General features: G+C 72.8%; 18 protein-coding genes and 1 pseudogene. 13 read left to right on the forward strand and 6 right to left on the reverse strand.

Annotated elements, in window-relative coordinates:
- Window positions 1-259: 259 nt before the first annotated feature.
- Both AB0B01_RS26910 and AB0B01_RS26915 read right to left on the reverse strand, forming a co-directional pair.
- Window positions 260-2,065 carry a serine/threonine-protein kinase gene (locus AB0B01_RS26910; protein WP_361724192.1) on the reverse strand — a complete coding sequence of 602 codons (1,806 nt, stop codon included), beginning with the start codon at window positions 2,063-2,065 and terminating at the stop codon, window positions 260-262.
- A 120-nt stretch (window positions 2,066-2,185) separates the two neighbouring features.
- Entirely contained in the window at window positions 2,186-2,776 is a 591-nt protein-coding gene (locus AB0B01_RS26915; RefSeq protein WP_361724195.1) for an isochorismatase family protein, read from the reverse strand.
- A 190-nt stretch (window positions 2,777-2,966) separates the two neighbouring features.
- Between AB0B01_RS26915 and AB0B01_RS26920 the strand changes: the two genes are divergently transcribed.
- The 7 genes and pseudogenes from AB0B01_RS26920 to AB0B01_RS26950 all read left to right on the forward strand — a co-directional run bounded on the left by AB0B01_RS26920 (window position 2,967) and on the right by AB0B01_RS26950 (window position 12,259).
- Window positions 2,967-3,989: a DJ-1/PfpI family protein gene (locus tag AB0B01_RS26920; protein WP_361724198.1), complete on the forward strand. Its 1,023-nt coding sequence runs from the start codon at window positions 2,967-2,969 to the stop codon at window positions 3,987-3,989.
- Window positions 3,990-4,108: 119 nt separating this feature from the next.
- Entirely contained in the window at window positions 4,109-4,840 is a 732-nt protein-coding gene (locus AB0B01_RS26925) for an SDR family oxidoreductase (protein WP_361724201.1), read from the forward strand.
- A gap of 40 nt (window positions 4,841-4,880) precedes the next feature.
- A pseudogene (locus AB0B01_RS26930) lies at window positions 4,881-5,533 on the forward strand (maleylpyruvate isomerase N-terminal domain-containing protein).
- Between the two features lie 451 nt (window positions 5,534-5,984).
- Window positions 5,985-6,203 (forward strand): hypothetical protein, encoded by a 219-nt coding sequence (locus AB0B01_RS26935; RefSeq protein WP_361724204.1) that lies wholly within the window; start codon window positions 5,985-5,987, stop codon window positions 6,201-6,203.
- Between the two features lie 95 nt (window positions 6,204-6,298).
- Window positions 6,299-7,105 carry an HlyD family efflux transporter periplasmic adaptor subunit gene (locus AB0B01_RS26940; RefSeq protein WP_361724207.1) on the forward strand — a complete coding sequence of 269 codons (807 nt, stop codon included), beginning with the start codon at window positions 6,299-6,301 and terminating at the stop codon, window positions 7,103-7,105.
- A 110-nt stretch (window positions 7,106-7,215) separates the two neighbouring features.
- Window positions 7,216-9,333 carry an NHLP family bacteriocin export ABC transporter peptidase/permease/ATPase subunit gene (locus AB0B01_RS26945; RefSeq protein WP_361724264.1) on the forward strand — a complete coding sequence of 706 codons (2,118 nt, stop codon included), beginning with the start codon at window positions 7,216-7,218 and terminating at the stop codon, window positions 9,331-9,333.
- Window position 9,334: 1 nt separating this feature from the next.
- Complete coding sequence (locus tag AB0B01_RS26950; protein ID WP_361724210.1) at window positions 9,335-12,259, forward strand: NHLP bacteriocin export ABC transporter permease/ATPase subunit; 2,925 nt, start codon at window positions 9,335-9,337, stop codon at window positions 12,257-12,259.
- 53 nt (window positions 12,260-12,312) lie between these two features.
- Here the strand turns inward: AB0B01_RS26950 and AB0B01_RS26955 are convergent, their stop codons facing one another.
- From AB0B01_RS26955 to AB0B01_RS26965, 3 genes are read right to left on the reverse strand one after another with little or no spacing between them, the layout of a single operon-like run.
- The gene (locus AB0B01_RS26955; RefSeq protein ID WP_361724213.1) at window positions 12,313-12,726 is read right to left on the reverse strand and encodes a cupin domain-containing protein; all 414 of its coding nucleotides are present in this window, start codon (window positions 12,724-12,726) and stop codon (window positions 12,313-12,315) included.
- Window positions 12,727-12,752: 26 nt separating this feature from the next.
- A complete protein-coding gene (locus AB0B01_RS26960) occupies window positions 12,753-14,039 on the reverse strand; it encodes a multidrug effflux MFS transporter (RefSeq protein WP_361724216.1) in 1,287 nt (428 codons plus the stop codon).
- A gap of 32 nt (window positions 14,040-14,071) precedes the next feature.
- The gene (locus AB0B01_RS26965) at window positions 14,072-15,088 is read right to left on the reverse strand and encodes a zinc-dependent alcohol dehydrogenase family protein (RefSeq protein ID WP_361724219.1); all 1,017 of its coding nucleotides are present in this window, start codon (window positions 15,086-15,088) and stop codon (window positions 14,072-14,074) included.
- Between the two features lie 309 nt (window positions 15,089-15,397).
- Here AB0B01_RS26965 and AB0B01_RS26970 point away from each other — a divergent pair, with 309 nt between their 5' ends.
- Window positions 15,398-16,297, forward strand: coding sequence for a helix-turn-helix transcriptional regulator (locus AB0B01_RS26970; protein WP_361724222.1), 900 nt, complete (start codon window positions 15,398-15,400; stop codon window positions 16,295-16,297).
- Here the strand turns inward: AB0B01_RS26970 and AB0B01_RS26975 are convergent.
- A complete protein-coding gene (locus tag AB0B01_RS26975; RefSeq protein ID WP_361724225.1) occupies window positions 16,263-16,616 on the reverse strand; it encodes an MmcQ/YjbR family DNA-binding protein in 354 nt (117 codons plus the stop codon). The genes AB0B01_RS26970 and AB0B01_RS26975 overlap by 35 nt on opposite strands.
- 106 nt (window positions 16,617-16,722) lie before the next feature.
- On the opposite strand from AB0B01_RS26975, the gene AB0B01_RS26980 reads away from it, so the two are divergent.
- The 5 genes from AB0B01_RS26980 to AB0B01_RS27000 all read left to right on the forward strand — a co-directional run bounded on the left by AB0B01_RS26980 (window position 16,723) and on the right by AB0B01_RS27000 (window position 24,229).
- Window positions 16,723-18,837: a DUF4139 domain-containing protein gene (locus tag AB0B01_RS26980; RefSeq protein ID WP_361724228.1), complete on the forward strand. Its 2,115-nt coding sequence runs from the start codon at window positions 16,723-16,725 to the stop codon at window positions 18,835-18,837.
- A gap of 8 nt (window positions 18,838-18,845) precedes the next feature.
- Window positions 18,846-20,408, forward strand: a complete 1,563-nt coding sequence (locus tag AB0B01_RS26985; RefSeq protein ID WP_361724231.1) for a DUF4139 domain-containing protein — start codon at window positions 18,846-18,848, stop codon at window positions 20,406-20,408.
- Between the two features lie 286 nt (window positions 20,409-20,694).
- Window positions 20,695-22,371, forward strand: coding sequence for an FAD-dependent oxidoreductase (locus AB0B01_RS26990; protein WP_361724234.1), 1,677 nt, complete (start codon window positions 20,695-20,697; stop codon window positions 22,369-22,371).
- Complete coding sequence (locus AB0B01_RS26995) at window positions 22,368-23,879, forward strand: ATP-binding protein (protein WP_361724237.1); 1,512 nt, start codon at window positions 22,368-22,370, stop codon at window positions 23,877-23,879. The genes AB0B01_RS26990 and AB0B01_RS26995 overlap by 4 nt, the downstream gene beginning before the upstream one ends.
- Window positions 23,876-24,229 carry a UBP-type zinc finger domain-containing protein gene (locus tag AB0B01_RS27000; protein WP_361724240.1) on the forward strand — a complete coding sequence of 118 codons (354 nt, stop codon included), beginning with the start codon at window positions 23,876-23,878 and terminating at the stop codon, window positions 24,227-24,229. Before AB0B01_RS26995 ends, AB0B01_RS27000 begins: the two co-directional genes overlap by 4 nt.
- Window positions 24,230-24,235: the final 6 nt, after the last annotated feature.

Genomic DNA, 24,235 nt, shown 5'->3' on the forward strand with positions numbered 1-24,235 from the left:
CCGTGTGTGGTGTGGAGCCTAGACACCTCCACCACACCGGAGGTCTTCGCCGTGATCAAGACCCAGCCCTGTTAACAACGCTCGTGATCAATACAGCTAGGTCCTGCGCGACCGGCCGCAGGCCGTGCGGAAACCGCCCCGCGATCCCGCCCGGGATCGCGGGGCACCTGCACAGACGGGGCACCTGCACACGGGGAGGGGCATGGGGCGCGCGGACCATGCGGGCGCGCGGAGCTCGGACGGGGCGCCCCTCAAGGGCTCAGGGGATCCGCCATTGCTGGCGCTTGTCCCCCGGGGAGCAGGCGACCACCGTCAGCTGCTTGCCCGCGCCGTTGTCGGTCAGGCAGCCGCCCTGGAAGGCGATGTCCTTGATGTAGTAGGCACCCGCCGTCGGCGCCTCCTCCAGGTTCCACCACAGCCCGCCGCTGTAGACGTCGGCCAGCTCGACGCGAACGGTGTCGCCGAACTGCGTCAGCGCCCGGTTGAGCGCGGCGCCCTGTGAGCCGCAGGCCCTGAAGCTGTCGTAGTTGGACTTCTCGTGCACCCAACCGTAGGCCGTGGTCCCGCCCATGACGACCTTGGCGCCCGGCTGAGGGCTGCCGGTGGCCAGACCGATCCTCAGCCCGTCGCCGACGTTGGTGATGGCGCCCCAGGCTCGGCCGCCGCAGCCCTGCGGCGGCGTGGATCCGCTGCCGCTGCCCGACCCGGCGCCGCCGCCACCGGCTGCGGCCCCGCCTCCGGCCGCCGCTCCGCCGCTGGGCCCCTGGCCGGTCTGGCTGCCGCCGCCGGACGCACCGCCCTGGGCGCCCTGGGGAGGGTTCACCGCCGAACCGCCGCCACCGGCGTCCGCGGCGCCACCCGCGGCAGCGCCCAGCTCCGGCGGAATCTGGCCGGGCGGCAGGGCGGCGGCGCCGGAGGGGCCGGCCGCCGTACTGCCCGAGGGGGACGCCCCGGGGCCCTGGCTCCCGGCTCCGGCCGTCGGCGCGGCCACCGACGCGGACGGGCGCTGCTCCGGTCCCTGTGCATCGGAGGCCCGGGCCCGGGGGTCGATGTGGAACACCGTCACGGCCACCGTCACCGAGACCGCCACCATGACGACGGCCGGCACGGCGAAGCCGCCGGGGACGCGCAGCCACTCCCGCCACTTCCGCCCTGGGGACGCGGGCTCCGCAGGCGTCACGGCGGGGCCTGGACCGGGCGCGCCGCCGGGTGCGTCGAGCTCGCCCAGGGGCTCGCCGGCCGCGGCCCGGCGGGCCGCCGCCGCCATCACCGAGGCGTCGGCGTACCGTTCCTCGGGCCGTTTTGCGAGTGCCCGGGCGACGAAGGCGCGTACCGGGCCGGGGAACGCGGCCGGGAGCTCCGGGGCCGGTTCCCTGACGTGCTTCAGGGCGATCTCGATCACCGACTCACCGGTGAACGGCGTTTCCCCGGTGAGCATCTCGTAGCAGACGACACCCATGGCGTAGAGGTCGGACGCGGCCACGGCGCCGAGCCCCTCCGCCTGCTCGGGAGCCATGTAGAGCGCCGTGCCGAGGACCGCGTGGGAGTCGGTGATCGCGGTACTGGCCGCGCTGGAGCGCGCGATGCCGAAATCGGTGACCGTCACCCGGCCGTCACCGCCGAGCATCAGGTTCGACGGCTTGATGTCACGGTGGGTCACTCCCCGCAGGTGCGCGGTGTGCAGCGCGTCCAGGGCCTGGGCGACGATGCCCAGGGCCTGCACGGCGGGGAGCGGCCCGGCTTGGGCGCGGACCTCGTTCAGCGTCCGTCCCTCGACGAGTTCCATGACGATGTACGCGACCCGCTCGCCGGATTCGATGCGGGTCTCGCCGTAGTCGTGCACGTCGACGATGCCCGGGTGGCCGAGCGAAGCGAGCACCGTGGCCTCGCGGCGGAACCTGGCGGCGAAGGCGGGGTCGTCGAGCAGCGCAGGAAGCAGGACCTTGACGGCGACCTGCCTCTTGAGCACGCCGTCGTCCGCGCGCCACACCTCGCCCATCCCCCCGCCGCCGATGCGTTCGGCCAGCGTGTACCGGTCCCCAAGGACCGTCCCCCGTCCCCACATGTGCGTTCCCCCGCCGTCCGGCCTACTGGTGGTCACCCCAAAGGCAGTCCCAGAGAGGGTACTTGGGGTCTTCACGATCACCCACCCGGCTGTCCGGGTCGCCACCGCGACCCGGGTGCTTCACCTCAGGGACGAGGCGGACGGGACGACGACCCCGTAGAGGTCGTCGATCGTCGCGAGCGCGCTGCGGTGCAGCTGTTCGGCGGACAGGTCGGCGACCGCCGTCCGAAGGGGCCGGGTGGCGCAGGCGTCGGCGACCACGGTGGGGCGGTTGCCCCGAAGGAACGCGCCCGACGCGGTGAAGGCCACGCACATGTGGGTCATGAATCCGGCGATGACGAGGTCCTGGCGGCCCGCGGCGTCGACGTGTTCGCCGAGGTCGGTGTCGACGAAGCCGTTCGGAACGGTCTTGACGACCACCGCTTCGCCGTCGACGGGCGCCACACGGGGGTGGATCTGCCCGATCTCGGCGCGGATGTCGTACGGGGTTCCCTCGCCGCCGTCGTTGATGACGTGGATCACCTTCGCGCCGGCCTTCCTGGCCCTGGCCAGCAATGCGGCGGCCGCGTCGAGGGCGGCTTCCCACCCCGCCAGCTCCATCACGCCACGGGTGTAGGTGTTCTGGTAGTCGACGAGGACCAGTGTCGCCGTCGCCAGCGAGGCCGGGGTCTGATCGAAGCCGTTGAGTTCGCGCAGGGTTCTCGCAGACATGGAGGTGCACCCTCTTGTTCGAGTTCGAGTTCGGGTTCGGGTTCGGTGTCGGAAGGTTGGGAACGGTCGGGCCGCCGGCGCCGGCTCGGCTCGCACCCCACGCTACGATTCGCCCCACGCGGCGGCAATGTCACGCAACTTGCAGATTCGGACATCGGCACGGCCCCGCCACCGACCGGACGGAGCCCCCTTGAGCAGCAGCATCGGCATCAGACGCTTCATCGTCGTCATCGTCTTCGACGGCGTCGACCTGCTGGACGTCACCGGTCCCCCGGAGGTGTTCGCCCTGCTGCAGCGGGAGGTGGACGGCGCGACGGGCTACGACGTCGTTCTGGCGGCCGAGACCATGGACCCCGTCACCACCTCCGCCGGGGTCCGCATCCTTCCCGACGCCACCTTCCAGGACGTGTCCGGGAGGGAGATCGACACCCTCCTGGTTCCCGGTTCGGTCGAGGTCGACGACCACCGTCGGGTGCACGCCCTCACCGATCCCACCGTGGTCGGCTGGGTGAAGACGCTCGCCGGCCGGGCGCGGCGCGTCGCCTCGGTCTGCGTGGGCGCCCACCTCCTCGCGGCCGCGGGACTGCTGGACGGCAAGCGGGCGACGACCCACTGGTCGACGGCGCAGCAACTGGCCGCCGACCACCCGTCGGTCGAGGTCGACGCCGATCCGATCTTCATCCGTGACCACGAGGTGTGGACCGGTGCCGGCATCAGCGCCTGCCTCGACCTGTCTCTCGCCCTCGTTGCCGACGACTTCGGGGAGGCGGCCGCCCTCCGCGTGGCCCGTCAGCTCGTGATGTATCTGAAACGGCCGAGTGGGCAGAGCCAGTTCAGCGTCCCGCTCGCCCCCCTCTCGACCACGCGGCGCATCGAGGATCTCCGCCACCACATCACGCGCAACATCACCGCACCCCTCACCGTCGCCGATCTCGCCGCGCACGCCCACGTGAGCGAGCGGCAGCTCACCCGGATCTTCAAGACCGAACTCGGCATGACCCCGGCGGCCTACGTCGAGTCGGCGCGCGTCGAAGTGGCGCGCAACCGACTGGAGTCCACGGACGACTCCCTCGAACGTGTCGCGTCCACGTGCGGCTTCAACACGACGGACACACTGATCCGCGCCTTCCGCCGCACGCTCGACGCGACACCGACGGAGTACCGCAACCGCTTCCGGTACTGCGCCCGCGGAACCGGGCCGGCCCGGCCGTGAGCACCGCCGCGTAGCGGCAACCGCAGCTGCCGTCCCGCTCGAACGCCAGGTCGGATTCCCGCCAGCGCAGCCGATCACCCTGGCATTTCATTGAACCGGCAACCACACGAGGAGGACGCATGAACGGCAGGACGGTTCTGGTCACGGGCGGCAGCCGGGGCATCGGCGCGGCGATCGCGGTACGACTGGCGGAGGCGGGGGCCGACGTGGCCCTCACCTACACCGCCAACGAGACGGCGGCGAAGGAGGTGGTGCGTACGATCGAGGCGACCGGACGCCGGGGCTTCGCCGTCAGGGCCGACGCCGGAGACGCCGGTGAAGCCGCGGGTGCCGTCGACTGGGCGGCGCAGACCCTCGGCCGGCTCGACGTCCTGGTCAACAACGCGGGCGTCGGGGTCCTGGGTCCGCTCGACGGACTCACACCGGCCGACGTCGACCGGGTGCTCGCGGTCAACGTGCGGGGCGCGTTCCTCGCCTCGCAGGCCGCGGCGGGCCGGATGGGCCAGGGGGGCCGGATCATCACCATCGGCACCTGCATGACCCAGCGGGTGCCGGGCCCGGGCGGCACGCTCTACGCGATGAGCAAGTCGGCACTGACCGGGCTCACCAAGGCGCTCGCCCGCGAGCTCGGCGGACGTGGCATCACCGCCAACATCGTCCACCCGGGGCCGGTCGACACCGACCTGAACCCGGCCGACGGGCCCCACGCGGACCCGCAGGCGGCGATGACCGCCCTCGGCCGGTTCGGGCGACCGGAGGAGATCGCGGCCATGGTCGCGTTCCTCGCGAGCGAGCAGGCGGCCTACATCACCGGGGCCGAGTTCTCCGTCGACGGCGGCCACGCCGCCTGACCGGGCCCGGCCGCCGCCGACCACCTGCCAGCTTGCGGGCGTGGACCTCTTCTCCCGCTCCTGGACGGCGCTGCGCACCGCGGTCGCCGGACTCCCGGACGAGGACTTCGCCCGCCCGTCCGGCTGCGCCGGTTGGCTCGTGCGGGACCTGGTGTGCCACCTGGTCATCGACGCCCAGGACGTCCTGATCACCCTCGCCACCCCTGCCGGAACGGAACCGACCCGCGACGCGGTGACCTACTGGAACCTCGTCGAGGCTCCGACGGGTGACGACCCGCTCGATGCGCTGACCGTCCGCCTCGCCGCCGCGTACGGAGAACCGTGGCTGCTCAAGTTCCACCTCGACGACGTCGGTTCCGCCGCCGGCCGCGCCGCCGAGCTCGTGGACCCCGCGCTACGGGTCGCCACGCGCGGCGAGGTGCTCACCGCGGGCGACTACCTCCACGCGTACGTCCTGGAATGGACGCTGCACCACCTCGACCTCGTCGCCCACCTCCCGGACGCCGCGGAACCGCCCGCCGCGGCCCTCGCCGGGTCACGCGAGATGCTGGAGAAGATCGCCGGTTTCGCGTTCCCCCGTCCTTCTCCGACGGGGACGCGCTGCTGATCGGCACCGGACGGCGCGCCCCGACCGAAGCGGAGCAGGCCGAACTGGGCGAGTTGGGCGCCGGACTCCCGCTCGTCCTCGGCTGACCGGCCCGCGGGAAGGGCGTCCGCCCGACAGGGCCGGCACCGGAACCACCCTTCGACGGCCGGCGCCGCGACGGCACCCTTCGACACGCACGGTAGCGGTTCCGTCGCCGTGAGGTGCTCCAGCGAATCTTCACATGTGTGAGCACCAAGGGCTTCCGACGGTGCGTCACCCCTCGGAATGCCGGGAACACTCCCTTCGATTGTTGGTGGTATGCCCCAGTGTGTCCCACCAGCGCCGCGGAGGGCGCAGATCCGTTACTCGATCTTGTGAAGACGTTGCACTGATCCGGAAAATGAATCCGCAGATCTGTCGATCCCGTGGTCACCGGGCACCCGGGCAGGCGTCAACACAATTGGCCGGGCCGCCCGTTCGCGTGCTTACATCTGCCCACTGCCGCGGCTTGGCCGTGGCACGTGAGAAGCAGTCAGACGAATGAAGGGTGCGCAAGCAATGCGTAACGACATCGAGACCCGTGAGATCGCCGACACCGAGCTGGACGCCGTTTCCGGCGGTCTCGGCATTTCCGGTGGTCTCGCCGGCGCCGTGCTCGGCGACGTCTACCACGTCGTGAACACCGTGACCTCCCTGGACACGGTCCACGCCGCCACGGCCCTCCCGGGCCAGGTCACCGGCATCGCCGGTGTTCGGGTCGGCGTCGCCGGTCTCTGAGCAACGACACCTTGTTGCCCGTGAACCCCGGAACGCAGCCACCGTTCCGGGGTTCTCGGCTGCCCCTGCCGCAATTGCAGTGAAGGAATGGATCCGTGCAGTTCCGCCAAAAGGCGCTTTCCAAGCTGCAATCGCCTGAAGAACTCGATCTGCCCGTACGCTTCGCGCGCCCGCAGGGCCGGCTCGTCCTGGCGGTCACCGTCACCGTCATGGCACTCGCCGGTTTCTGGGCATTCACCGGAACGGTGTCCGCCAAGTTGAGCGCGCCGGGCATTCTCACCCATGCGGAAGGCAGTTACCTCCTGCAAAGCCCCTTCGCGGGCCAGGTCACCGAAGTCCTCGCCAAAGAGGGCCAGTTGCTGCCGCAGGACGCGCCCCTGCTCCGGGTCGCCACGGACCGGGGCGTCCAGGTCGTGCGCATGGTCGCCGGCGGCCGGGTGACCACGCTGGTCGCCAAGACGGGTTCCGTGGTCACGACCGGCGCGGACGTGGCCACCGTGGAACGCGTGAAGAACCCGGACGAGCCGCTCATGGCCGTCCTCTACGTCGCCGGCCCGAGCGGCGGAACCGTCCCCGTGGGCGCCGCGGTCGACCTCACCGTCCAGACCGTCCCACAGCAGCGGTTCGGCGTGCTGCGCGGCCGCGTCAAGGCGGTCGGCCGGACCCCCCAGACCGGGGCGCAGCTCACCGGCTTCCTCGGCGACAGCCGACTCGCCGCCCAGTTCACCCGGCAGGGGAACCCCGTCGCGGTGCTCGTGGAGCTGGAGCGCTCCTCCGCGACCCGGTCCGGCTACCGGTGGTCCTCCTCGGACGGGCCTCCGTACGCCGTCGATTCGGCCACACCCGTCACCGGAGCCGTCCGCCTCGCCGCGCAGCGCCCCGTCGACTGGCTGCTGCCGTGAGCGCCCCGAAGCAGCCCGGGAGCGCCGGGCGCCGCGCCGCGCGCCGACGCCCCGCGCCCGCCCCCCGTGGCCGCACGCCCCGCCGCGTACGCACCCCCTCCGTGCTCCAGATGGAGGCCGTGGAGTGCGGCGCCGCCGCGCTGGCCATGGTGCTCGGCCACCACGGCCGCTTCGTCCCGCTGGAAGAGCTGCGCATCGCCTGCGGCGTCTCCCGCGACGGGTCCCGCGCCGGCAACATCCTCAAGGCGGCCCGCGGTTACCGGCTGGCGGCCAAGGGCATGCAGATGGATCTGGCCGCGCTCGCGGGGATGCGCCCCCCGGCCATCCTGTTCTGGGAGTTCAACCACTACGTCGTCTACGAGGGGATGGGTCGGCGCTTCGGCCGTCGGGGCGCCTACATCAACGACCCGGCCAAGGGACGGCGCTTCGTCCCCATGGACGAGTTCGACACCAGCTTCACCGGCGTCGTCCTCACCTTCGAGCCCGACGCCGGCTTCCGCCGCACCGGCCGCAAGCCCGGCGTCATGGGCGGGGTCCCGGCCCGCCTGCGCGGCACGTCGGGCACCATGCTCGCGGCCGTGCTCTCCAGTCTGCTGCTGGTGGTCGTCGGCGCGGCGGTGCCCGCGCTGAGCCGTACGTACATCGACATGTTCCTGATCGGCGAACAGACGTCCCTGCTGGGCGTGCTCTTCGCCTCGATGGCGGCGGCCCTGGTGCTCACGGCGGTGCTCACCGCACTGCAGCAGGCCAACCTGCTGCGCGGGCGCATCATCTCCTCCACGCTCGGCAGCGCCCGCTTCCTGCGGCATCTGCTCAGGCTTCCGGTCTCCTTCTTCTCCCAGCGCAACCCCGCCGACCTGGTCCAGCGCCTGCAGTCCAACGACGCCGTCGCCGAGACGCTGGCCAGGGACCTCGCCGCCGCCGGGGTGGACGCGGTGGTCGTCGTCCTCTACGCGGTGCTGCTGTGGACGTACGACCCGCAGCTCACCCTCGTCGGCATCGGGATCGCGCTGCTCAACGTCGTGGCCATGCGGATCGCGATCCACGTACGGGCCACCGGCACCCAGAAGCTGCGCGCCGAGAACGCCCGGCTCACCAACACCTCCTACAGCGGTCTCCAGCTCATCGAGACGATGAAGGCCACCGGCGGGGAGAACGGCTTTTTTCGGCGCTGGGCCGGCCGGCACGCGGTCACCCTCGACGTGCAGCAGCGGCTCGGTGTGCCCAGTGCCTGGCTGGCGATCACCGCTCCCACGCTCGCCGCGCTCAACAGCGCCCTGATCCTCATGATCGGCGGCCTGCGGGCCGTGGACGGGCACCTCTCGGTCGGTCTGCTCGTGGCCTTCCAGGCCCTGGTGACCAGCTTCACCGCGCCCATCACCCGGCTGAACGGCGTGGCCGGACGGATCCAGGACTTCGCGGCCGACGTCGCCCGCCTCAAGGACGTCGAGGACTTCCCCGTCGACCCGCTCTACTCGCGGCGCGAGCCGCCGGCCGGCACCCGCCGCCTCAAGGGCCATGTGGAGCTGGACGGCATCACCTTCGGCTACAGCCCCCTGGACACACCGCTGCTGAAGGACTTCTCCCTCTCGGTGGGGCCCGGGCAGCAGGTCGCGCTCGTCGGCGGCTCGGGCAGCGGCAAGTCCACCGTCTCCCGGCTGATATCCGGCCTCTACACCCCCTGGGAGGGCACCATCCGCATCGACGGGATGCGCCTCGCGGACATCCCGCGCGGCGCGCTGGCCGCCTCCGTGTCCTTCGTCGACCAGGACGTCTTCCTCTTCGAGGGCACGGTCCGCGACAACGTCGCGCTGTGGGACCCCTCCGTTCCGGACGAGGCCGTCGTCGCCGCACTGGAGGACGCCGCAGTGTACGAGGTGGTCGCGCGTCGCCCCGGCGGCATCCACAGCCGGGTCGAGCAGGACGGCCGCAACTTCTCCGGCGGCCAGCGCCAGCGCCTGGAGATCGCACGGGCGCTGGTGCGCCGCCCCAGCGTCCTGGTCCTGGACGAGGTGACCAGCGCCCTGGACGCGGCGACCGAGCAGATCGTCATGGACAGCCTGCGGCGGCGCGGCTGCGCCTGCGTGGTCATCGCCCACCGGCTGAGCACGGTGCGCGACAGCGACGAGATCGTCGTGCTCGACCGGGGCACCGTCGTCGAGCGCGGGCGGCACGAGTACCTCCTCGCGGCGCAGGGCGCGTACGCCGAACTGGTCAAGGAGCACTGAGGTGACGTCCCCCCACCACGCGACGGCCACCGGCATCCGGCCCGGCCCGGCCCCCGACCCCGTCGTGGCGGCCCTGGGCGCACTGGGCTCGGCCGTCGACTGCACGGGCGTGCGCAGCCTGTCCCTGGAAGGGCCCCTCGTGCTGTGGCTCGTCGTGGAGGGCGAGCTGGACCTGTTCGCCGTCGACGCCGCTCAGGCGGGCAACTGGCACTTCCTGGGCCGGCTGGGGGTGGGCACCCTGCTGCTGGGCCCGGCCGAGGGCCCCGAGCACACCCTGGTCGGCCGGCCCCTGCACGGCTGCCGGCTGCACCGCATCGAACTGCGCGAGCTGCACCGCCCGCCCAACGGAAGCCAGTGGGCCGGAGAGCAGTGGGCCGGAGAGCAGTGGGCCGGGCAGCAGTGGGCGGGCGGGGAGTACGGCGGGCAGTACGGGGCCGCCGCCACACCCCTGAGCCCCCTGGAGTACGCCTTCACCCTCGGCGTCGGCCGCGGCCTGCGCGTCCTCTACCAGGCACCGCTGGAGAGCCGGGCCACCACCGGGCGCGCCGGGGCCGGCGACGACGACATCCTGTGGATGCAGATCCCTCCGGGCAGCGTGCAGTACGGCGCCGCGTACGAGGGGTACGAGGGGTACGACACCGCCGGCGCCCTCCTCCTCGACCCGGTGGTGTGGCAGGGCATGGTCGACCAGCAGTACCGGCTGCTGTACGCCCTGGACGACTGGATCGAGCAGCTGGAGCGCGCCCACGAGGACCGCACCGCGGCCGGAATCGAGGCCGGAGAGGCCGCCCGCACCCAGGCGGACCGCGCCCTGCTGGCGTCCATCGGCCGCTCCGGCAGGGGTTCCCGGCGGGGCGCGAGCGACGACGCGGTGTTCGCCGTGTGCCGCCTGGTGGCCGCGGAAGCCGGCATCACCCTGTCCGAGCGGGGTGAGGTGGGCACCGCCGCCTCCGGGCGGGTCGATCCCGTCGAACGCATCGCACTCGCCTCGCGGGTCCGCACCCGGACCGTCAAGCTGGGCGACCGGTGGTGGCGGGAGGACAGCGGGCCCCTGGTGGGCCTGCGCGAGGCGGACGGGACGCCGGTGGCGCTGCTGTGGCGGCGCGGCGGATACGAGGCCGTCGACCCCGGCGCCGGCACCCGCGAGCGCGTGGACAAGGACAACCGGGACGCCCTGGAACCGCGTGCCGTCATGTTCTACCGCCCGCTGCCCGACGGCAGTCCGACCCTGCTGCGGCTGTTGCGCTTCAGCGTGCGCGGCACCGGGAGGGAATGGCGCAGCCTCCTCCTGGGCGGGCTGGTCGCGGTGGGCCTGGGCGCCCTCGTCCCCATCGCGACGGGCAAGGTGCTCGGCGAGTACGTACCGCGCGCCGAGGACAGCCTCATCGTCCAGACCGCCCTGGCCCTCATCGCGAGCAGTGTCGTCTCGGCGGCCTTCATGCTGCTGCAGAACCTCGCCATCCTGCGTATGGAGGGCAGGGTCGAGGCGACCTTGCAGCCGGCCGTGTGGGACCGGCTGCTGCGGCTGCCGGTGACCTTCTTCGCCGGCCGCTCCACCGGCGAACTGGCCGGCGCCGCCCTGGGCATCAGCTCCATCCGCAGCCTGCTGTCCGGGATCGGCTCGGTGTCCGTACAGGCGAGCACCGTCGCGGCAATGAACCTGGTCCTGCTGCTGGTGTACAGCGTGCCGCTGGCGATGGCGGCGCTCGCCATGCTGGTCGTCGTCGCCGCGGTCTTCCTGGGCCTGGGGCTGTGGCAGCTGCGCTACCAGCGGCAGCTGATCAAGCTCGGCCACAAGCTGGACAACCAGGCGTTCCAGACCCTGCGCGGGCTGTCCAAGCTGCGCGTGGCCGCGGCCGAGAGCTTCGCCTACGCCGCGTGGGCAAGGGAGTTCGCCCGCACCCGTGAGCTGCAGCAGCGCATCGGCCGGATCAAGAACGTCATCACGGTGCTGAATGCGGTCTGTCTGCCGCTGTGCACGCTCGTGATGTTCATGCTGCTGGCCGGACCGGCCAGGGGCAGCATGTCCGCTGGTGAGTTCCTCACTTTCAGCACCGCCGTGACGATGATGCTGTCCTCGGTCACCCAGTTGACCGGTGTACTCCTCTCGGCCGCCGCGGTGCAGCCGATGTTCGAGCAGGTCAAGCCGATCCTCCGGGCGGCCCCGGAGGTCCGCGGGTCCAGTACGCCGCCGGGCGTGCTGAGCGGGGCCGTCGAGGCGAAGGGCCTGTCCTACCGGTATGCCGACGACGGCCCGCTCGTCCTCGACGACGTGTCGTTCCGGGTGGGGGCGGGTGAGTTCGTGGCGATCGTCGGCGCCAGCGGCTGCGGGAAGTCGACCCTGCTGCGGCTGCTCATCGGCTTCGACAAGCCGGCCGCCGGCAGCGTCCTCTACGACGGCCAGGACCTGGCGGCTCTCGACCAGGCGGCCGTGCGCCGCCAGTGCGGGGTGGTCCTGCAGAACGCACAGCCCTTCTCCGGTTCGATCCTGGACTGCATCAGCGGCGCGGAGACGTACACGCTGGAGGAGGTGTGGGAGGCCGCCGCGATGGCCGGCCTGGCCGAGGACATCAAGGCGATGCCCATGGGCCTGCACACGATGCTGTCCGACGGCGGCGGCACCGTCTCGGGCGGCCAGCGGCAGCGGCTGATGATCGCACAGGCCCTCATCCGCAAGCCGGGCATCGTCTTCCTGGACGAGGCCACCAGCGCGCTGGACAACGAAGCCCAGCACGTGGTGATCGAGTCCACCCGGGCCCTGCGCTGCACCCGCATCGTGATCGCCCACCGGCTGTCCACCGTCATGGATGCCGACCGGGTGATCGTCATGGCGGACGGCCGGATCGCCCAGCAGGGGCCGCCCGCGGAACTGCTCGCCGATACGGGCGGCCTCTTCCACGAGCTGGTCCGCCGCCAGATCGGCTGAGGCGGTGCCGCCCGCGGCGGCCCGGGAGTTCGACGTGAGCCGGCGGGCGAGGGTCAGTGGCCGGTGGTGCGGGGGCCGTTGTAGTGCTCGTCGGTGACCGGTTCGGCCCATGTCGTCTCGGGAGTGCCGTCTTCCAGGGCTTCCCACATCGCGAGGTGTTCCATGAAGCGGTCGGGGGCGGCTCCGTGCCAGTGCTCTTCGCCGGGCGGGCAGGTGACGGTCTGGCCGGGACGGGCCTCAAGGACCGTGCCGTCGCGGGTGCCGACGAGGGCGATGCCGGAGACGACGTGCAGTGTCTGGCCGAGGGCGTGGGTGTGCCAGTGGGTGCGGGCGCCGGGTGAGAAGCGGACCATGTTGACCCGCATCCGGGACGGCGCCTGCCCGGCGTGGATGACGTCCCACCAGACGTCGCCGGTGAACCAGTCGGCCGGGGCCTTGCTGGTGGACTGCTGCGCGGCGAACTCCATGGGGTCCCTCCAGGGTGTGACGGCGGTCAGGTCTTCGATGCCGTGGCTTGCAGCGGCCGGCAGGCCGCGACGACGGGGCTGCGGTGTGGGGCGTGGCGGCGGATGGACACGGCGTGGACGGCTGCTGCGAGTGCGGCTGAGGTGACGGCGACCAGGCCGAGCGGCACGGCGGTGCCCGCGCCGCCGAGGCCGACCAGCGGGGCGGCGAGCCCGCCGAAGGCGAAGCGGGCCATGCCCAGCAGCGAGGACGCGGTGCCCGCGACCTCAGGGTAGTCCGCAAGGGCGAGCGAGGTGGAGGGCGGGGTGGTGGTGGCCACGCCGCTGACCATGGTGAGCAGGGACAGGACCACGGCGGTCAAGGGCAGGTGGAGGGCCGCGGTGACGAGCAGGGCAGTCGCGCCGAGCAGGGTCATCACGAGGCCGAGGACGAGGGTGCCCCGCTCCGACCAGCGTGCGGACAGCCGTCCCGCGGCGAAGCCGAACACCATGAAGCCGAGGGAGTTCAGCCCGAACGCGACGGAATACCCCTGCGGCGAGAGGCCGTAGATGCCCTGTAGGACGTACGTGGCGCCGCTCAGGTAGGCGAACAGGGCGGCGTTGACGAAGCCGGTGATGAGCACGGCGCCGAGGAAGACGCGGCCGGTCAGCAGCCGGCGGACGTCGCGGCCGGTCTGCGCGAGCCCTCCGACGGTGCGGTCCTGGCGGGGCAGGGTCTCGCGGAAGACGGTCAGGCAGGCCACGAGGATCACGGCGCCGAGCAGGGCGAGGAACAGGAAGATGCCGCGCCAGTCGGTGAAGGAGGCGAGCCGGCCGCCCAGGACCGGTCCGATGATCGCGGCGAGTCCGCCGATGACGGTCAGGCGGCCGTAGTAGCGGACGAGCTTGCCGCCGGAGTACAGGTCGCGTCCGGCGGCCTGGGCGATCACGATGCCCACCGCGCCGGCCAGTCCCTGTACGAAACGGGCGGCGATCAGCGTCGCGATGGTCGGGCTGAACGCACAGAGCACCGAGGTGAGGACGTACGCGGCGGCGCCGGCCAGCAGCGGGCGGCGGCGGCCGAACCGGTCGGACAGGGGCCCGGCGGCCGGCTGGCCCAGGGCGAGGCCGAGCAGGCAGGCGGTGACGGTCAGCTGCGCGGCCCAGGTCGACGCGTGCAGCTCGCCGGTCAGCGCGGGCAGGACCGGGAGGTAGAGGTCCATCGAGATCGGGCCGAAGACCGTCAGCAGAGCCAGGACGACGGCCGGCGCACGGCCGACGGTCCGCTCGCGCGGTACGGCCGGTATCACGGGGGTGCGTATCACGGGGGTGCTCACACGAGCTCCGATCGCCGGGGAAGGGCAGGGGGTTACGGCCGCAGGAGTGCCTTGATGGCGCGGCGCTCGTCCATGGCCTGGTACGCCTCGGCGGCCCGGTCGAGCGGCAGGTCGAGGTCGAAGACCTTGCCGGGGTGGATCTCGCGGTTCCAGATCAGGTCGATCAGGTGCGGCAGGTACTGGCGTACCGGAGCGGGGCCACCGTGCAGGTGGACCTGGGAGAAGAAGAGCTCGTCGCCGGCCAGGGTGACGTCGTGGTTGACGCCCACGAAGCCGACGTGTCCGCCGGGGCGGGTGGAGCGGACGGCCTGGAGCATCGACTCCTGGGTGCCGACGGCCTCGACGACCGAGTGCGCACCCAGGCCGCCGGTCAGTTCCTTGACCCTTGCCACGCCCTCGTCGCCGCGCTCGGTGACGATGTCGGTGGCACCGAACTCGGAGGCGAGCTTCTGCCGCGACGCGTGGCGGCTCATCGCGATGATCCGTTCCGCGCCGAGCTGCTTGGCGGCGAGCACCGCGAGCAGCCCGACCGCGCCGTCGCCGACGACCGCGACCGTCTTGCCGGGGCCGGCCTCGGCGGCCACGGCGCCGAACCATCCGGTGCCCAGCACGTCGGAGGCGGCCAGCAGGCTGGGGACCAGGTCGTCGTCGGGCATGCCCGGGGTGGCCACGAGGGTGCCGTCGGCGTGCGGGATCCGGGCGCGCTCGGCCTGGGTCCCGGACTGGAAGACGCGGTGGACGCAGGAGGACGGGTAGCCGGAGAGGCAGATCTCGCAGGTGCCGTCGGAGGTGGCGAACGAGCCGACGACGAACTGGCCGGGCTTGATGTGCTCGACCGCGCTGCCGACCTCCTCGACGACGCCCACGTACTCGTGCCCCATGGGGGTGGGGCCTTCGACGGGCGCGATGCCGCGGTACGGCCACAGGTCCGATCCGCAGACACAGGTCGCGGCCAGTCGGATCACCGCATCGGTCGGGGCGGTGATCTGCGGGTTCTCGACCTCCTCCACCCGGATGTCGCCGGGGGCGTGCAATACGGCACCACGCATGATGATCTCTCTTCCTTGCCGACTCGGGGGCAGGCCGCCACAGGGGAGGTCCAGGACTGCCTCGCAGACAGTCAAGGGCGGCGACCGTGGGGTGCGGCCCGGGCGCGCAGCGTGTCGCCCGCGATGTCACTCGCGGGCACGCACAGCCCGTGCACCGGACCGGCGGCGACCGGCCCCTGCCTTGTACGGGAACTGCGGGAAGGTCGCCGCAATCAAGGAAACCGCTGTTCACAGCGGCGAGGGAGTTCCTGTCGAGGGGTGTACCGGCAGTACACCCCAGGCCCGGCGCACCGGGCGTACGGTCGAGGGGTGGACAATCGCCAGGAGGTCCGCGAGTTCCTCGTCTCGCGGCGCGCAAAGATCAGCCCCGAACAGGCCGGACTGCCCGCCGGCCCCAAGCGCCGGGTCCCCGGACTGCGCCGCAGCGAAGTCGCGGCGCTCGCCGACGTCAGCGTCGAGTACTACGCCAAAGTCGAACGCGGAGCCCTCGCGGGCGTCTCGACCGGCGTCCTGGACGCCGTCGCCCGCGCCCTCCAGCTCGACGAGGCCGAACGCGCCCACCTGTTCAACCTGGCGCAGGCCGCCGACGGCAGCGACGCGCTCGCCCGACCCCGGCGGCGCTCACCGAAACGCTGGACGCCGCACGCCAGCCTCCAGTGGACCCTCGACGCGGTCACCGAAGGACCCGCCTTCGTCCGCAACGGCCGGATGGACCTCCTGGCCGCCAACCTCCTCGCCCGCGCCTTCTACCACGACGTCTACGCCGATCCGCACAACCAGGCGAACCTCGCCCGCTTCACTTTCCTCGGCCCCGACTCCCGCCGCTTCTACCCCGACTGGGACCTCGCCGCCGACACCGCCGTCGCCATCCTGCGCACCGAAGCCGGCCGAAACCCCCACGACAAGGAACTCCACGACCTCGTCGGCGAACTCTCCACCCGCAGCGACGCCTTCCGCACCCGCTGGGGCGCCCACGACGTCCGCCACCACGGGACCGGCTTCAAGCGGTTCCGGCACACCGTCGTCGGCGAACTCACCCTCGCCTACGAGGGACTCGACATGGCCGCCGAACCCGGACTCACCCTCACCATCTACACCGCCGAACCCAACTCCCCCTCGGCAGAGGCACTGCGGCTCCTCGCCGCCTGGGCAGCCACCCAGGAGACGGCATCCGCTATGTCGGGGGCAGCAGACCGGGGTGGTCCTTGAGCAGCCCGGGTGGAGCCGCCTGCCGCCAGGAGTCGACGACGATCGCCCGGAGCTCGTCCGCATCGTCGAGAGCGGCCAGGCGCACCCGCACCCAGGCGAAGGGCGCCTCGTGGCCCGCGACCCAGAACTTCTCGGGCTCGGCGAGGACCAGCTCGTCACGCTCCTCCTTCGGGCAGCGGACGGCCATCGAGGTCTGGTCGTCGGGCAGGGTCAGGAACATCTTCCCGCCGACCCGGAAGGTGGGCATGGCCCAGGCCTCCTTCTCGGTCGTCTCCGGCAGGGCGAGGGCGATTTCGCGGACTTCGTCGGACGTGCTCACGCCCCGACCGTACGACAGGCCGCCGACATCGGGACTCGACGCGGACGCGCCGACCGCCCGGGCGTAGGCTTCGCTCAGCACGGAACAGGGCGGGGGGGCGGGGCGCATGGCGACTGAGACGGCACCGAGGTGGAGGTCGACCCTCGATTCGGTCGTGGTGTACGCACAGGGCGCGGTCTGCCGCCGCCTGGTCCGGGGCAGCGTGCCGCCGCACGGCCGGGTGCGGGTGACGGGACTGCCCCGCTCACTGGATCCGGGCTCCCTGCGGGCCCGTGTCCTCGGCGCGCCCGGGGTGCGCGTCACCGAGGCACGGGTGGAGGTGGAGGCCGAGCCGCTCGGCACCCGCGCACCCGACGGGTTGCGGAGCGAGGTCGAGCGGCTGCGCGAGGAGTACGCGGCGGCGCAGGGACGCCGGGACCGGCAGCTGGGCCTGATCGATGAGGTCAGGGCCCTGCACCCGGTGCCGCCCGCCCGTCGGCGCGAGGACCCGCACCGGCGCACCCCGGTCGACGCCTGGCTGGAGCTCGCCGACTTCGTCGACGAGCGGCTGACGGGACTGCACACCCGCCTCGTCGAGCTGGAGGAGGCGCTGCGCGGTGTCGAGCACGAGCTCACCGTCGCCGCGGACAGGCTCGCCCGCGCCTCCACCGACGCCCCGTCCGCGCACGTCGAGACCACGGTCTGCGCGGTCCTCACCCTCGACGGCGCCGGTGACGCCGAGCTGGAGTTGGAGCTGGAGTACGGGGTGCCGGGCGCCGTCTGGGTGCCGGCTTACCGTCTCACCCACCGTCAGGGTGACGGCACGGGCCGCCTGGTGATGCGCGCCTCCGTCGCGCAACGCACCGGCGAGGACTGGACCGGCGTGCGCATCGCCCTGGCCACCGCCGACCTTCGGCGCCGCACCGACCTGCCGAAGCTCCGTTCGATCCGGATCGGCCGCCGTCAGCCCGCCCCCGCGCCCACCGGCTGGCGCGAGCCTCCGGCGGGGCTCGCCGACCTGTTCGCCGGGTACGAGGCGGCCGGCCCTCGCCCGGCTCCGATCGCCGCGCCCGCGCCGGTCGGGGCCGGCCCCGCGCCCGTGGCCGGCGCGGCCGGCGCCGCATCCGGTCCCGTACCTCCACCGCCGCCTCCGCCGGCACCGCAGGGCTACGGCGGGCCGCCGCCGGCGCCGGCGCCTCCGGCGGCGCCCGGCAGTGCGTACGCCCCCTCCCCCGCGCTCTTCGGCGGCGGGCCGGCCGCCCTCGCGCAGTCGGCCCCCGCGCGACCGGCCGGCAGGTCGCGTACCGGCGGCGGGTCCTTCGCGGGCGCCCCCGCCCCCATGGCACCGGCGGCTCCCGGAGCGGCCGCACCGCCCCAGCCCCCGCCCCCGCCGCCGGCGGCCGGTCCGCCGCAGCCGAGCGGCGCCGAACTCGACTACGCCGCCCTCGTCCTGTGCGGCCCCGACGAGCACGGCGGTCGCAAAGGCCGGCTGTTCCCCGAGCCTCCCCTCGGCGCGGCCGCGGCCGAGCACCGGCGCCGCGCCGAGGCGGTGGCGGCGCTGCCGCTGCCCGGGCACGCCGTGCGGCCCCGCGAGTCGGCGGGTTCGTTCGACCACCGCTTCGATGCGGCCGCCCGCGCCGACATCCCGTCGGACGGCACCTGGCACACCGTCACCGTCGCCGCGCTTCCGGTCGCCGTACGCACCGAGTACCTCTGCGTGCCGTCCGTCGAGCAGACCGTGTACGCCGAGTTGGTGCTCTCCAACGCGACCGACCAGGCTCTGCTGGCCGGCCCGGTGGAGGTCACCGTCGACGACGACTTCCTGCTGACCACCGCGCTGCCCACGCTCGCGCCCGGCGGTGTCCGCCGGGTGGGGCTCGGACCGGCCGAGGGCATCCGGGTCGTCCGCCGTACGAACCTCCACGAGTCGACCTCGGGCCTGCGCAACAACACGACCGTGCTCGACCACCGGGTCCACGTGGAGTTGGCCAACCGGCTCGCGAAGCCCGTCACCGTCGAGGTCCGCGAGCGGGTGCCGGTCACCTCCGACCCGGACGTCCGGATCGTGGAACGGGCCGGCTGGACGGCCCCCGACGACGGTGTGGGGCCCGAGCACCATGCCCCGGGCACCCGCGTCCGGCGGGTGGACCTGCCCGCCGGCGCCACCGCCGCCCTCGACGGCGGCTACGAGATCCGCTTCCCCGCCGGCAAGGCCCTGGTCGGCGGCAACCGCAGGAGCTGACACACGCCATGTCCACGGCCCCGAAGCCGATCGCCCTCCCCGTCACCGCCGTCACCTGTCTGGAGGACCGCGCCCACGTCGAGCGCACCGCGGTGCTCGACCTGGAAGCCGGTGTCCAGCGGCTGCGTCTCGGACCGGTCAGTGCGCTGGCCGTCGACCGTACCCTCCATGCCGAGTTGACCGCCGAGCATGCCGCGACCGTGCTCGACGTACGGATCGTCCGCAGCCGGCCGCCGCGCGGGCCGCTGCCGTCGCCCGACGAGGACTCCGCCCTGCGCCACCGCGTGCACACCCTCGAAGAGGAGCAGCTCTCCCTGGGGCGGCGACGCGACCGGCTGCACGCCCGCCTCGACCTGCTCGGCCGCCTCGCCGCCGACGTGCTGAGGGACATCGGTGAAGGCGCCGGTTCCGGCGAGGCCGAAGCGCCCCGCTGGGCCCGTGAACTGGACCGGGTGGACGGGGAACGCGACGCGTACGGCGAGCAACTCCGTGCCGTGGAGGTCCGGCTGGCCGCCCTCGCCGTCGAAGTCGCGTCGGCCCGGCGAGCCATGGACCTCTCCGAGGAGGAGCCCGCCGAGCTGGTCGGCCACATCGAGCTGACCGTGGAAACCGCCGTCGCCGGGCCGGTCGGGCTGCGCCTGAGCCACCTCACGCCCTGTGCGCTGTGGCGGCCCGCCTACCGGGCCGTGCTCGACGGGGACTCCCTGACGCTGGAGACCGACGCGATGGTCTGGCAGCGCACCGGCGAAGACTGGTCCGACGTACGGCTGACCTTGTCGACGGCCCGGTCGGCGCTGGCCACCGATGCACCGCGGTTGGTCGAGGACCGGCTGACGCTGGGGGACCGCTCCGCCGCGGAGCGGCGCACCGTCGACGTCGAGCTGCGCGAGGAGGAGATCGGGGAGCTCGGCCCGGCTCCGGTGCTCGGCCTGCCAGGGGTGGACGACGGCGGCGAGGCGCGGGTGCTGCGCTCCCCCGCACCCGTCTCCGTGCCCGCGGACGGCCGCGCCCACCGTGTGCCGCTCTCCGCCTTCACCACGGCCGCCGGCAGCGAGTACGCCTGCTCGCCCGAGCTGTCCCCGCTGGTCACCGAGGTGGTGCGGTTCGACAACCTGGCCGGCCATGCGCTGCTCGCCGGTCCCGTGGACCTGGTCCGCGGCAGCGGATTCAGCGGCCGCGGCACGCTGGACTTCACCGCCCCCGGCGCCTCGGTCGAGCTCGCCTTCGGCAGCTGCGACGACCACCGGGTGGTGCGGAACGCCGAGGAGTCCCGTGATTCCGCCGGAATCACCCAGCGGACCGTGGTCACGCGTACGGTGCAGCTGCACCTGTCCCGGTTCTCCGCCCCCGGCGAGCAGGGTGAACGGGTGGTCGTCCTACGGGAGCGGATCCCGGTCTCCGAGGTCTCGGCGGTGGAGGTCCGCCTGCGCAAGGACGCCTGCTCGCCGGCGCCCGACGCGGTCGACGCCGAAGGCATCGTCCGCTGGGACGTCCGGCTGCCGCCCGGCGGCCGCCGCACCGTCACCCTGGTCTACGAACTGTCGGCGAGCGCCAAGGTCGTCGGCCTGTGAGGGGTGCGCGCGACCCCCGGCCGACCGTCAGCCGCTGTCCGTTCCTCCGTACTGCCGACGCCTGAGCGCGCGCCGGCCGCCGTGTGCGCAGCAGGTCGCGCTGCAGGTCTTGGGGCGGCGCCCGCACCACGGCCGGCGGGTGCGTTGACCAGGAGAGACCGGCCGTGTACCCGGAGCGCACGGTCCGCTGCGACCTGGAGCGGTCCCCGTCGATCGAACATACGATGGGCGGGAACCGGCGTGGGCGCCTCGCCGTGCCCGCCCAGAGCACTCGGGGTGGAGACGTATGGCACAGCCCGCCGACACTGCGCGGACCGTCATCCTGACCGTGGACGACGACCCGGGGGTCTCCCGCGCCCTCGCCCGTGACCTGCGGCGGCACTACGGCGCCGGGTACCGGATCGTGCGCGCCGAGTCCGGCGAGTCCGCGCTGGAGGCGCTGCGCGAGCTGAAGCTGCGGGGCGACCTGGTGGCGGTGATCCTCGCCGACTACCGCATGCCGCAGATGAACGGTATCGAGTTCCTCGAACAGGCCCTCCAGGTGTACCCGGGCGCGCGGCGGGTGCTGCTGACCGCGTACGCCGACACCAACGCGGCCATCGACGCGATCAACGTCGTCGACCTCGACCACTACCTGCTCAAGCCCTGGGACCCGCCGGAGGAGAAGCTCTACCCGGTCCTGGACGATCTGCTGACCGCCTGGCGCTCCAGCGACTACCGGCCGGTACCGGCCACCAAGGTGGTCGGGCACCGCTGGTCGGCGCACTCCTCGCACGTCCGGGATTTCCTGGCACGCAACCAGGTGCCGTACCGCTGGTACTCCTCCGACGAGCCCGAAGGGCGGCGACTGCTGGAGGCGGCCGGGGCCGACGGTGAGCGGCTGCCCCTGGTGATCACGCCCGGGGGCACCGTGCTGATCGAGCCGGAGGCACCCGAACTGGCCGCCCGCGTCGGGCTCGCGACGACCCCGGCCGCCGACTTCTACGACCTCGTCGTCATCGGCGGGGGCCCGGCGGGGCTCGGCTCGGCGGTGTACGGGGCCTCCGAGGGGCTGCGGACCGTCCTGGTCGAGCGGTCGGCGACCGGGGGTCAGGCAGGCCAGAGTTCCCGCATCGAGAACTACCTCGGCTTCCCGGACGGCGTGTCCGGTGCGCAGCTGACGGAACGCGCCCGCCGCCAGGCAGGCAAGTTCGGCGCCGAGATCCTCACGGCGCGCGAGGTCACGGGGTTGGAGGTCAGCGGGGCGGCGCGAGTCGTCCGCTTCTCCGACGGCTCGGCGGTCGCCGCGCACAGCGTCATCCTGGCGACCGGTGTGTCGTACCGGCAGCTCCAGGCGCCGGGCTGCGACCACCTGACCGGCTGCGGGGTGTACTACGGCTCCTCGCTCACCGAGGCGTCCTCCTGTCTGGGGCAGGACGTGTACATCGTGGGCGGCGCCAACTCCGCCGGGCAGGCGGCGCTGTACCTGGCGCGGGGCGCGAAGTCGGTGACGCTGCTGGTACGCGGGGAGTCCCTGACGGCGTCGATGTCGCACTACCTGGTCCAGCAGATCGAGGAGGCGCCGAACATCGCGGTGCGGACCCGGACGGTCGTCGAGGCGGCGCACGGTGAGGAGCACCTGGAGCAGCTGACCCTGCGGGACGTGGTGAGCGGTGCGACCGAACGCGTGGACGCGCAGTGGATGTTCGTCTTCATCGGCGCGGCCCCGCTGACCGACTGGCTGGACGGCACGGTGCTGCGTGACGAGCACGGCTTCATCCTGGCCGGACCGGACCTCACGCCGGACGGGCGGCCACCGGCCGAGTGGGAGCTGGACCGGCCGCCCTACCACCTGGAGACCAACGTTCCCGGCGTGTTCGTGGCGGGCGATGCGCGCGCCCAGTCCGCGAAGCGCGTCGCGTCCGCCGTCGGAGAGGGAGCCATGGCCGTGATGCTCGTCCACCGGTACTTGGAGCAGTCATGAGCGGGCAGGTCATGCCCTGCAGCCCACAGGAGATCGCCTCGCTGTTCCTGTTCGAGAAGCTCTCCCCGGAGCAGCTCGGGCGGCTGTGCGCAGAGGGACGGGTGGAGCGGTTCGAAGCCGGACCGGTGTACGCGGAGGGCGACCCGGCCACCTGCTTCTTCGTGATGATCGAGGGCACCGTCGTACTGTCCCGCCGGGTCGGCGGCGACGACGTCGAGGTGAGCCGCACCTCGCAGCGCGGTGTGTACGCGGGGGCCATGCAGGCCTATCTGGGCGACCGGGTTCCGCAGACCTACAACAACTCGATGCGGGTGACCGAGCCGACGCGCTTCTTCGTGCTGCCCGCCCAGTCGTTCGCGGACATCATGCAGGAATGGTTCCCCATGGCAGCGCACCTGCTGGAGGGGCTCTTCTTCGGTTCGAAGAACACCCAGCGGGCGATCGGACAGCGGGAACGGCTGCTGGCTCTGGGATCGTTGTCCGCCGGCCTCACCCACGAGCTCAACAACCCGGCCGCGGCGGCCGTCCGCGCCACCGCCATGCTGCGGGAACGGGTCGGCAAGATGCGGCACAAGCTGGCCGTCATCGCCCAAGGCCCGTACTCCCGCGAGGCACTCGCCGGTCTCATCGAGATACAGGAGCGCACCGCCGAACGCATCGCCAAGGCGCCGGCGTTGAGCCCGCTGGAGGCGTCCGACCGGGAGGACGAGCTCGCCGACTGGCTCGATGACCACGGCGTCCCGGAGGGCTGGCGGGTCGCACCGACCTTCGTACAGGCCGGGCTGGACAGGGACTGGCTGGAGCAGGTCGCGGCGGCCGTGGCCGAGGACATCCTGCCGGGGGCCATCGGCTGGCTCAACTACACGGTCGAGACCGAGCTGCTGATGGACGAGATCGACGACTCCACCACGCGCATCTCCCACCTCGTGGACGCGGCCAAGCAGTACTCGCAGCTCGACCGCGCCCCGCACCGGGTCGTCGACGTCCACGAACTCCTCGACAGCACCCTGCTGATGCTGTCCGGGAAGATCGGCCCCCGGGTGCGGGTGGTCAAGGACTACGACCGCTCCGTGCCGGACGTGCCCGCCTACCCGGCCGAGCTCAACCAGGTGTGGACCAACCTCATCGACAACGCCGTGTCCGCCATCGGCAGCACCGGCGGCGACGGCACGCTGACGGTCCGCACGGCACGGGAGGGTGACCGGCTGCTGGTGGAGTTCCGCGACACCGGGCCCGGCGTCCCGGCGGACATCCGCAGCCGCATCTTCGATCCCTTCTTCACCACCAAACCGGTCGGCGAGGGCACCGGTCTCGGCCTCGACATCTCCTGGCGCATCGTCGTCAACAAGCACCACGGCAGCCTCCAGTTCGAGTCCGTGCCGGGCGACACCCGCTTCCAGGTGCTGCTGCCGCTGACCGCCCCGGACCCCGGGGCCACCGCCGGAACCGAGAACGCCACCGGAACCGAGACCGCCACCGAAACCGAGACCGCCGAGGAGCCCGTATGACCGGCATCAACGGAATCGATCCGACCGTCCCGCCCACCGGCACCGGCTGCGTCGAGTGCGACGCCGCGGGCGGCTGGTGGTTCCACCTGCGGCGCTGCGCCCAGTGCGGCCACATCGGCTGCTGTGACTCCTCACCGGCTCAGCACGCCACCGCCCACTGGAAGTCCACCGGTCATCCCGTGGTCCAGAGCTTCGAACCGGGCGAGGAGTGGTTCTGGGACTATGACACCAACGCCCTCTACGAGTCCGGGCCGGAACTGACCCCGCCGGGCGGACACCCGGCGGATCAACCGGCGCCGGGACCGGCCGGCCGGGTTCCGCAGGACTGGACGAGTCGGCTGCACCGCTGAACCCGT

Origin of the sequence: Streptomyces sp. NPDC044571 (genome assembly GCF_040647115.1) — a bacterium.
In the GTDB taxonomy this organism is placed as follows: domain Bacteria; phylum Actinomycetota; class Actinomycetes; order Streptomycetales; family Streptomycetaceae; genus Streptomyces.

Coding starts and splice junctions, on each gene's coding strand:
- AB0B01_RS26925 (WP_361724201.1), top strand. CDS start 4,109: ATGAACGGCAGGACGGTTCTGGTCACGGGCGGCAGCCGGGGCATCGGC.
- AB0B01_RS26985 (WP_361724231.1), top strand. CDS start 18,846: ATGTCCACGGCCCCGAAGCCGATCGCCCTCCCCGTCACCGCCGTCACC.
- AB0B01_RS26980 (WP_361724228.1), top strand. CDS start 16,723: ATGGCGACTGAGACGGCACCGAGGTGGAGGTCGACCCTCGATTCGGTC.
- AB0B01_RS26955 (WP_361724213.1), bottom strand. CDS start 12,726: ATGGAGTTCGCCGCGCAGCAGTCCACCAGCAAGGCCCCGGCCGACTGG.
- AB0B01_RS26915 (WP_361724195.1), bottom strand. CDS start 2,776: ATGTCTGCGAGAACCCTGCGCGAACTCAACGGCTTCGATCAGACCCCG.
- AB0B01_RS26990 (WP_361724234.1), top strand. CDS start 20,695: ATGGCACAGCCCGCCGACACTGCGCGGACCGTCATCCTGACCGTGGAC.
- AB0B01_RS26935 (WP_361724204.1), top strand. CDS start 5,985: ATGCGTAACGACATCGAGACCCGTGAGATCGCCGACACCGAGCTGGAC.
- AB0B01_RS26945 (WP_361724264.1), top strand. CDS start 7,216: ATGGAGGCCGTGGAGTGCGGCGCCGCCGCGCTGGCCATGGTGCTCGGC.
- AB0B01_RS26995 (WP_361724237.1), top strand. CDS start 22,368: ATGAGCGGGCAGGTCATGCCCTGCAGCCCACAGGAGATCGCCTCGCTG.
- AB0B01_RS26965 (WP_361724219.1), bottom strand. CDS start 15,088: ATGCGTGGTGCCGTATTGCACGCCCCCGGCGACATCCGGGTGGAGGAG.
- AB0B01_RS27000 (WP_361724240.1), top strand. CDS start 23,876: ATGACCGGCATCAACGGAATCGATCCGACCGTCCCGCCCACCGGCACC.
- AB0B01_RS26910 (WP_361724192.1), bottom strand. CDS start 2,065: ATGTGGGGACGGGGGACGGTCCTTGGGGACCGGTACACGCTGGCCGAA.